The sequence below is a fragment of the uncultured Flavonifractor sp. genome, from assembly GCF_944387675.1.
Classification (GTDB): Bacteria; Bacillota; Clostridia; order Oscillospirales; family Oscillospiraceae; genus Flavonifractor.
The window spans coordinates 1-5,000 of the sequence record NZ_CALXFV010000132.1; the positions used below are offsets into that span (position 1 = coordinate 1).

The following is a 5,000-nucleotide window of genomic DNA, read 5'->3' on the forward strand; positions in this document are numbered from 1 at the left end:
GAGTCGTCCGCCCAGGGGGAGATATCCTCGTTGTCGTTGCATCGGGCCAGGTCCGGGAAGGAGGTGTCCCGGCCCACACTGGCGGCGTATCGCCGGAGCAGAATGGCCGCCTCCTCCCGGGTGATGGGCCGCTCCGGGGTGAAGAGCAGGCCGCCGGTACCCTGAATCAGCCCCTGGCCATATGCCCAAGCTACGGAGGGGGTCCAGGGGGCGTCTTCCGGGACGTCGGAAAAGGGATGGCTCCCCTGAACAGGCAGGGCGCCCGCCCAGGTCCACAGGGCGGAGACGAACTGCGCCCGGGTGATAGGCGTCTCCACCGCGGCGGCGGCAGGCACCAGCAGGGTGAGCAGCAGCAGAGCGGGGATCAACTGTCTCATGGCATATCCTCCTTTTGGAAGAGCATACCATAAACTGGAAAACTATGCTGTCGAAGGAGGGCTACGCCGTGGGGTCGTAGGCGCAGACCAGATTGCCGTCGGCGTCATAGCCCCGGCACCAGACGGACAGGGTGCCGCTGTGGCCGTTGCCGTCTGGCTTGGCGGGCAGGTCGGCCCGCACAGGCTCACCCACCCACACGCCGCTGCCCGCGGACGACCAGGTGATGGACACGCCCCGTTCCGCCAGGGCCTCCTGGGGGTCTTCCCAGCGGCCCAGCCACAGCAGCTCACCCTCCACCCGCACCACAGAGGGGGTGGTACAGACGGCCAGAGGGATCTGCTCGTAGCCCCGCACCGGCAGATCGGGCGGGAGGGGAAGGGGCTGTGGCGTTTCTGTCTCATAGTAAAAATACGAAATCACCGTCGGAAGGGAAAAGATATCCTGGGAGCTGAACTGAGAAGCATCCACAACCAGAAAATCCCGTACCGACCACAGCAGGCCGGCGGTACGGTTGAGCTCCACCATGGCATACTTATCTCCGGAGTGGAGCACCGCCCATGCGTCGGACTCCGGCTCGGCCTCCTCCATGCGGATGGGGCCGGAGGCCAGAAGTTCTCCGCCGGTGAAGCAGTTGGCTGAGGCGGTCTGGCGGCAGGCCAGGGAAATGGCGGGCAGGGGCCGCCCCAGGGTGATCCACAGCAGGAACAGGGCAGCCAGCAGAGCCAGCGCGCTGAGGGCCAGCAGCAGGCGGGGGAGGATCACATAGCGGAACCGGCTCATGATGGGGGTACCTCCTCCTGTAAGGTGATGTAGATGGTGACGGACTCCTCGGTGGAGCTGAGGGTGACGGTGAACCTCCGGGCGCCGGGGGTGGGGTCCACGATGCGCAGCCAGGCGGTGGAGCCCAGCAGGGCGTCCTCATAGTAGGTGGAAAAGTGGGCGTAGCCGGAGGCGCCGGTGTCATCCGTCCAGGAGGCATCGGCCTGATAGGCTGCCATGGGCGCCCGCCAGGGCTGAGGGTTGGTGATGGTCACCGGACACTGGAGCTGGTACTCCTGGTTGGTCACCCCCTCGGGATAGTCCCAGGATACCAGCACCAGAGCGGCCTCCCGGGCGGGGATGAGGGTGTAGCCCGCCAGCGTTCCGCCGCCGCTGGCAGCGCCGGAGATCTCCACCGTACCGTCGCCGTCATAGGGCAGGGAGGCAGTTTGAGGGAACAGGCCCGTCAGGGCAAAGATGCCGGTGTCGTTCCGGTAGCCGATGATGAGGCTGAGGAGCAGTACGGTCAGGGCCAGCAGGACGATGATCCGGGAGAGCTTGGGGACCAGAGGGCTGTGGCAGCGGTCCAGCTGATGGCCCAGCTCATAGGGGTCGCCCATGGCCTCCACAGCACGCTGGGCAGCCAGGTCTGCGGGGATGCCCCGGGCCTCCAGGGCGGCGGCGTGGTCCTCCAGGTGGGCTTCCAGCTCCCGCCGGGCGGCCTGGCGGGCGGGCTTCCAGCGAATCACAGAGCACACCTGGCCGCAGAAGGTATCAAATCGGCTGGACGGCATAGGTTCACCTCGCTTCCGGTATGGTCAGATCCCATTGCTCCGTCCAGTGGTCGGGGACGGCGGACTGGAACACCAGCTCTCCCGCCTGGTCATATCCCCGCAGAAGAAAGCCAAAACCATCCCAGCTGAATTGATAGGCGCTTTGCTGGCTGGGGTAGTGGAACAGGTAGCAGTCCGCGGCTGTGGGCTCCGTCAGGCTCAGGGTCTGGAAACCATCACCGGAGTAGTCATAACAGAGCACTTCCACCTGGGTAATGTCTGGATCATTGACGATGACCAGCAGATATTTGAGGGTGGGCAGGACGGTCATGGGATAGGAGCGGTCCCTGCTGACGGAACTTAAGGTGCCGCGCATCCAGAACGGGCCGGTGGGGTGCACGAGCTGGCAGAGGGCGTAGCTGTCCCCGTCCTGGAGCAGGTAAATGATCTGGTACTTGTCTTCCGAACGGGCCAGCACTTCGCCCGGGCCGTAGAGGTTGATGGCCTGCGTGCATGCCACAGCATGCCTTTCAGACAGACAGGGGTTTTTGCCGGACAAAAACAGGAAGGCCAGCAGGGCCAGCAGCACCAGAAAGAGCAGCAGGTCAACCGCCAGCCGCCGGCGGCGGGTGGTGGGAGTGACGGGGGCTTTAGACATCTGCTCCGCCTCCTTTCAGGGACAGGGGGAAGGAGAGCTGGATCTTCCCGTACCGGTCAAAACGGAGGGTGAGCTGCACGGCCTCCGGGTCCACGTCGATGACGTACACATCGTAATAGGTCACGAAAGGCGTTTGGAGAGAGGGTCCGCCCATGGTGGTATAGAGGTCGGGAGCGGCGGCCTGTTCCGGGTACAGGCCGTGGAGCAGCTCCGCCGGGTCGTACTGATTCCAGCCGGGATAGCGGTTGCCCAAATCGTCCTCCGCCCACAGCCAGCCGGAAATCCGGGGACACCGCAGGCTGGGATTAAGGTGGACGGCTTTGAGCAGGACACTTACCCGCAGGGCGGGCTCCCCGGTTACAGAGTGTTCCCGTGGGGTGACCAGCACCCGCTCCGCCGAGAAGGTGTAGTGTTCCAGATAGCAGACTGCGTGTTCCGGGCGGTAATCTGCCAGCACCTGAGTCTGGTCGTAATGTTCCACGATAATGCCGGTGCCGTCATCATTATAGAGGGGCGGGTCCGTAACGAGGGCAAGGGCGTCAGGCACCCTGGGCAGAAAGCAGAACACCAGCAGAAGCACCAGCACTGTCCGTATTGACACCCGGAAGAGGATCTGAAACCAGCCGGGCAGAGGATTATGGCTCTTGTCCAGTTCACGGCCCAGAGCCTCCGCGTCCCCCATGGCGGCCACCGCCTCCGCCTCGGCCTGCTCCGGGGACAGCTCCAGGTTCCGCTCCAGCAGGGCGTCCCGTCGGTCCTCCAGATGGGCGGTGAGCTCGGCGGTAATGGCGTCGTGATCCGGCCAGAAGCGGACACAGGCGCACACCTGATGGCAGAACTGCTCCATGGTGAGCCGGGGCCGGTTGGGGGCGTCCATCAAGCCAGGGCCGGGGCGGAGCCGGCCAGCACGGCATTCACCGCCTGGGAGAAGGTGGTCCACTCCTCCTTCTTCTCCCCCAGCAGCTTCAGGCCCTTTTTGGTGATGTGGTAGTATTTCCGGGTGCGGCCGGTGGGGGCCTCTTTCTCATAGGCGTCCACCGCTCCGGTTTTCTCCAGGGTGTGGAGAATGGGGTAGAGGGTACCCTCCTTCATGGAAAAGGTGTGGTCACTTTTTTCCTCCAGCTCGGCAATCATCTGATAGCCGTACTTGTCTTCCCCGGACAGAAGGGAGAGCACCAGCAGGGTGGCGCTGCCGGAGAGCAGGGATTTGTCCGCTTTCATCAGAAGTCCTCCTTTCGGTAAAAAATAATACCTCGGGTTTCTAGGTGTAGTATACCTAGAAACCCGAGGTATGTCAACAAGGGATTTACTTCATCCGGCTGCGGAGGGGCTGGCCTGCCACCCAGCGGTTCAGGTTGTCCAGGAAGAGGGCGGCGATGTTGTCCAGGGTGACGGCCATGTGGTTGTACCCCCCGGCGCTGTGGGGGGTGACAAAGGCCCGGGGAGCGTCCCACAGGGGATGGTCGGAGGGAAGAGGCTCCGGCGAGGTGACATCCAACCCAGCCCCCAGCAGGTGGCCCTGGGTCAGTACCTGGGCCAGGGCGTCACAGTCCACGGCGGAGCCCCGGCCGGCATTGAGGAGGACGGCGTCTGGCTTCATCAGCAGCAGGCGTCGGGTGTCCATCAGCCCCGCGGTCTCAGGGGTGTGGGGCAGGGCCAGGGCCACCACGTCGGCCTGGGGGAGCAGGGCGTCCAGCTCGGACAGGGGGAAGGTGCGGTCAAAGTCCTCCACTGGTCTGTCCGAGCGGTGGAGTCCCCACACAGTTTTGGCCCCCAGCGCCCGGCACAGCCGGGCAAAGTGGCGGCTGATGTCCCCGGTACCGCCTACCAGCACCGTCTCACCCCGGAGGGAGCGGACGGGTCCCAGGCCGCTCCAGTCCCCCCAGGTGTGGTTCCGCTGGAGATCCCGGTAGCCGGGCAGGTGCTTGTAGATGGCCAGCAGCATGGCCAGCATATGTTCGGACACGGCGGGGCCGTAGGCTCCGGCGGCGCAGGTGAGGACCACCCCATCCCGCAGCACGCCGGGGACCAGATAGGGGTCCACCCCGGCATTCCAGCTCTGTACCCACTTCAGATTGGGGAAAGTGTTCAGATCCTTGGGGGGGACAAAGCCCATCAGAATGGTGGTGCGCTCCCGCCAGTCGGCGGGAATGTCGGTGGCTCCCCGGCGGTCGTTGGTGGGGAGGAACAGATGCTCTGCATCGGGTGCGGCGGCCTGAAAGGCGGCTTTCTGTCCGTCGGTCAGCGGGAGCAGGTGGAGAATGGTTTCCATAATAGATGTACCTCCAGAAGGACGGGGACCGGTCGGCAGACCGGCCCCCTGTTTTTATTTATTTCATGGTGAGGAGCAGCTCGCCGGCCTTGACCGCACCGCCCTCTTTGATGAGCACCTGGTCCACGGTACCGCTCATCCGGGCCACCACGGAGGTCTC

General features: G+C 64.6%; 8 protein-coding genes. All 8 read right to left on the reverse strand.

The window, feature by feature from the left end; genetic code table 11:
• Positions 1-377, reverse strand: a 377-nt coding sequence (locus Q0J74_RS10335) for an S-layer homology domain-containing protein (protein WP_297214334.1), incomplete at its 3' end; no start/stop codon positions are given.
• A 61-nt stretch (positions 378-438) separates the two neighbouring features.
• Positions 439-1,158, reverse strand: a complete 720-nt coding sequence (locus Q0J74_RS10340; RefSeq protein ID WP_297214336.1) for a hypothetical protein — start codon at positions 1,156-1,158, stop codon at positions 439-441.
• Positions 1,155-1,931 carry a permease prefix domain 1-containing protein gene (locus tag Q0J74_RS10345; RefSeq protein ID WP_297214338.1) on the reverse strand — a complete coding sequence of 259 codons (777 nt, stop codon included), beginning with the start codon at positions 1,929-1,931 and terminating at the stop codon, positions 1,155-1,157. The genes Q0J74_RS10340 and Q0J74_RS10345 overlap by 4 nt, the downstream gene beginning before the upstream one ends.
• A 4-nt stretch (positions 1,932-1,935) precedes the next feature.
• Positions 1,936-2,568, reverse strand: a complete 633-nt coding sequence (locus Q0J74_RS10350; protein WP_297214340.1) for a DUF5044 domain-containing protein — start codon at positions 2,566-2,568, stop codon at positions 1,936-1,938.
• Positions 2,561-3,445, reverse strand: coding sequence for a permease prefix domain 1-containing protein (locus tag Q0J74_RS10355; protein ID WP_297214343.1), 885 nt, complete (start codon positions 3,443-3,445; stop codon positions 2,561-2,563). Before Q0J74_RS10355 ends, Q0J74_RS10350 begins: the two co-directional genes overlap by 8 nt.
• Positions 3,445-3,789: a PadR family transcriptional regulator gene (locus Q0J74_RS10360; RefSeq protein WP_297214345.1), complete on the reverse strand. Its 345-nt coding sequence runs from the start codon at positions 3,787-3,789 to the stop codon at positions 3,445-3,447. Before Q0J74_RS10360 ends, Q0J74_RS10355 begins: the two co-directional genes overlap by 1 nt.
• An 85-nt stretch (positions 3,790-3,874) precedes the next feature.
• Entirely contained in the window at positions 3,875-4,840 is a 966-nt protein-coding gene (locus Q0J74_RS10365; RefSeq protein WP_297214347.1) for a D-2-hydroxyacid dehydrogenase, read from the reverse strand.
• Positions 4,841-4,898: 58 nt separating this feature from the next.
• Entirely contained in the window at positions 4,899-4,991 is a 93-nt protein-coding gene (locus Q0J74_RS11120) for a biotin/lipoyl-binding protein (RefSeq protein ID WP_363315581.1), read from the reverse strand.
• Positions 4,992-5,000 lie beyond the last annotated feature (9 nt).